Genomic DNA, 3,712 nt, shown 5'->3' with positions numbered 1-3,712 from the left:
GTCCGGCAGTGCCCCCGGCTCTGCACCGACGAGCGCCGCACCGCGCTGCGCCGGCAGGAGGAGGCATGGGGGTTGCAGTGGATCCGCAGTGGCGAGTTCACCACCTGGGCGGAGACCGCCCGGGTGGACGGTGCGCCGCGCTACGGGCTGGTCTACCTCTCCTACTGGCGCAGCGTGCCGGAGGACGCGATCGACAGGCAACTGGTGCTGCGGATGACCGCGCCCCTGGACCGCGCGGACGAGGTGCGCAAGGTGGCCGCCTCGGTGCGGGAGGCCACCTTCACCATCTGACGCGGGGGCGAGGCCACCCCCGGTCGACCGGTACCCTTCGACCGGACGTCGACGACGAACCGGTCCGTCCTTCCACGACCGAGCGGGGCCATGTGCGCATGCTGACTGTCTCCCCTGACCGAGCCGGGGCCTGTCCGACCATCACGGACGCGCTGGAGATCGCGGCGGACGACGCGGTCGTCTCGATCGCCCCCGGCGTCTACCCCGAGTCGCTGCGGCTCGACGGCCGGCGGGTCCGGCTGGTGGCCGCCGGCGAGCCGGGTTCGGTCATCGTGGACGGTCGGGCCGCCGGACGGCCGACGGTGGCCTGCACCGGTGGCGAGGTGCTGTTGCACGGGCTGGTCGTGCAGGGCGGCGACTATCCGGCGGTGGAGGCGGTCGGCGGCCGGCTCCGCATGGAGAAGTGCCAGGCCAGCGCCGGGTACGCCGCAGCCGTGTCGGTACGCGACGGGGCCCGGATCGAGGCCGTCGAGGTCACCGTCACCGGCGGCCAGCACGGGCTGGTCGTCTCGGACGCGGGCGGCACGGTCGAGCGGTGCGAGGTCCGCGACGTCACCGACGACGGGATCATCGTGCGGCTCGGTGCCGACCCGACCATCCGCAACTGCACGGTCGCCGCCGCCGGCTTCCGGGGCGTGTACGTCTACCAGGCGGCCCGCCCCACCATCGAACGCTGCGACGTCTCCGGCACCGGTGACGCGGGCATCGTGGTCGCGTTGCAGAGCAGCCCCACCATCGTGGACTGCTGGGTGCACGACACCCGGGGCGTCGGCATCGACGTCGGCCGGGGCTGCGGCGGCACGGTCGAGGGCTGCCGTACGGAGCAGACCGCCGCCCCGGGCGTCCGGATCGCGGAGGGCGCCGGCACCGTGTTCCGGGCGGCGGAGGCGGGCGGGCGGCCGATGGCCGGGGTCAGCGCGGGCGGCGGCACGGTCGGCCAGGACGAGCAGAAGGTCGAGGAACTCCTCGCCGAACTCGACTCGATGATCGGCCTGGCCGGGGTGAAGGCCGAGGTGCGCTCGCTGATCGACGAGATCCAGGTCAACGAGTGGCGGCGCAACGCCGGGCTGGCGGTGGGCGCGGTCAGCCACCACCTGATCTTCACGGGCGCGCCGGGCACCGGCAAGACGACAGTGGCCCGGGTCTACGGGCAGTTGCTCAAGGCCCTCGGGGTGCTGCCGAACGGCCAGTTCCGGGAGGTGTCCCGGCGGGACCTGGTCGGCCAGTACATCGGGCACACCGCCGAGAAGACCTCGTCGGTGTTCACCGAGGCGCTGGGCGGGGTGCTGTTCATCGACGAGGCGTACACCCTGTCCCGGGCCGGGGGTGCCGGCGGCGACTTCGGCCAGGAGGCGATCGACACCCTGGTCAAGCTGATGGAGGACCACCGCGACCAGGTGGCCGTGATCGTCGCCGGTTACACCACCGAGATGGCCGCCTTCCTGGACGCCAACTCCGGGTTGGCGTCCCGGTTCGCCAAGACGCTGGAGTTCGAGAACTACAGCCCGGTGCAGTTGGTCGACATCGTCGGCCGGATCGCCCGCAACGACGAGTACCTGCTCGCCGACGGGCTGGCCGACGGGCTGCTGGAGTGGTTCGGCCAGATCGAACGGGACCAGAACTTCGGCAACGCCCGGGAGGCCCGCAAGCTGCTGGAGGGGATGCGCAAGGCGCAGTCCGGGCGGCTGCGCGCGCTGGGCCGGATGCCGAGCCGGGACGACCTGCGCACCCTCGTCCTGGACGACCTGCTCGCCGCCACCCGGTGAGCGGGATGTCACCCACCGGGGGCACCGGTGCCCGCAGCGACGCGCCGACCGCCCTGATCGTCCGGGTCCGGGACGCGCCGCCCGAGCCGGCCGCCCCGTGGCGGCCCACCGAGGCCGACCAGCCGGCCCCACCGGAACCGCTGGACGCGCCCTGGCTGCGTCACCTGGCCCGGCTGCTGCCGATGGTCGTGGTCGCCGTCCTCGGCGGGATCGGGCTGAACCGGCCCAGCCTGTGGGAGGACGAGCTGGCCACCTGGGGCATGGTCACCGTCGGGTTCGACGACTTCGTGGCGGTGCTGCGCAACGTCGACGCCTCCATCGGCCCGTACTACCTGCTGATGCGCGGCTGGGTGGCGTTGGCCGGCAGCTCCGACGTCGCGTTGCGGCTGCCGTCGCTGCTGGCCATGGCGGCGGCGGCCGGCCTGGTCGCCGCGATCGGCCTGCGGATCGGCGGGCTGCGGGTCGGGCTGGTCGCCGGCCTGCTGTTCGCGGTGCTGCCGACCACCTCCCGGTACGCGCAGGAGGCCCGGCCGTACGCGTTCGCGGTGTGCGCCGCCGCGCTGGCCACCCTGCTGCTGGTCCGGCTGCTGGAACGGCCCCGGTTCCTGCGCTACCTGGGGTATTCCGCCGTGGTCGCGTTGCTGGGGCTGATGCACCTGGTGGGCCTGCTGCTGCTCGTCGCGCACGCGCTGGTCGCCTGGCGGGGGGCGCAGCGCCGGCGCGGCTTCGTCGGCTGGCTCGGCGCGGCCGTGGCCGGCACGCTGCCCGTGCTGCCCGTCCTCTGGCTGGGCCGGCAGCAGACCGGTACGCAGATCAACTGGATTCCCCCGGTCACCCTGGACCGGCTGGTCGACACGCCGGAGGCGCTGTTCGGCGGGCCGCTGCTCGCCGGTGCGGTGCTCGCCCTGGCCTTCCTCGGCATGTCGATGAAGGAGCGGTCGGCGGTGGCCACCGCCTGGCTGGTGCTGCCCACCGTCGGCCTGCTGCTCGCCGCCCAGCTCACCCCGCTCTGGCTGCCGCGCTACCTGCTGTTCACGGTGCCGGCCTGGGCGCTGGTCGCGTCGCTGGCGTTGCGGCGCAGTTCGCTGCTGCGGGGCACCGCCGCGATGCTGGCGGTCGGCCTGCTCGGCATCCCGGCGCAGGTCGAGATCCGGGGCGTCACCGGCCACAGCCAGGGCACCAAGGACATCGCCGCCGTGCTGCGGGCGCACGCCCGCCCCGGCGACACCCTGGTGTACGGCCCGTTCGACGCCGGTGACCAGCGCACCAGCCGGGACGCGGTGAACCGGTACGTCGACGAGAGCTGGCGACCCCGGGACGTGCTGATGACCGTACCGGCCCGCCGGCAGGGCACCCTGGGCGCGCGGGAGTGCGCCGACCGGGACGTTCCGGTGTGTCTGGGTCGCCCGGAGCGGGTGTGGGTCGTCCGCAAGGGTGCCCTCGACGATCCGGTGCAGCGGATCGGGCCGGCGAAGGAGGCCGCGCTCAAGCCGTACGCCGTCGACCGCACCTGGCGGGTCCGGGGTTTCAGCATCGGGCTGCTGGTGCGTAAGCCCGAGGTGACGAAGTGAGCGGCCGGGCCGGCGCGGGCCGCACCGACGAGACTACGGAGTTCCACCGTCCGGTGCCGCCGCCCCGTCCCACCCCACCGGCAC

At 74.1% G+C, this 3,712-nt stretch carries 3 protein-coding genes; all 3 read left to right on the top strand.

Annotated elements, in window-relative coordinates; all coding sequences use genetic code 11:
* Positions 1–291, top strand: a 291-nt coding sequence (locus tag B5D80_RS33595) for a hypothetical protein (RefSeq protein ID WP_158224288.1), incomplete at its 5' end; no start/stop codon positions are given.
* 98 nt (positions 292–389) lie between these two features.
* Positions 390–2,057, top strand: coding sequence for a right-handed parallel beta-helix repeat-containing protein (locus tag B5D80_RS32545; protein ID WP_088647748.1), 1,668 nt, complete (start codon positions 390–392; stop codon positions 2,055–2,057).
* Between the two features lie 5 nt (positions 2,058–2,062).
* On the top strand, positions 2,063–3,628 hold the full coding sequence (locus B5D80_RS32540) for a glycosyltransferase family 39 protein (RefSeq protein WP_088647747.1): 1,566 nt from the start codon (positions 2,063–2,065) through the stop codon (positions 3,626–3,628).
* The last annotated feature ends 84 nt before the right edge of the window (positions 3,629–3,712 follow it).

Origin of the sequence: Micromonospora wenchangensis (genome assembly GCF_002210435.1) — a bacterium.
Taxonomy (GTDB): domain Bacteria; phylum Actinomycetota; class Actinomycetes; order Mycobacteriales; family Micromonosporaceae; genus Micromonospora; species Micromonospora wenchangensis.
The sequence above is the reverse complement of the archived record's forward strand: the minus strand, read 5'-3'. Positions and strand labels throughout refer to the sequence as shown.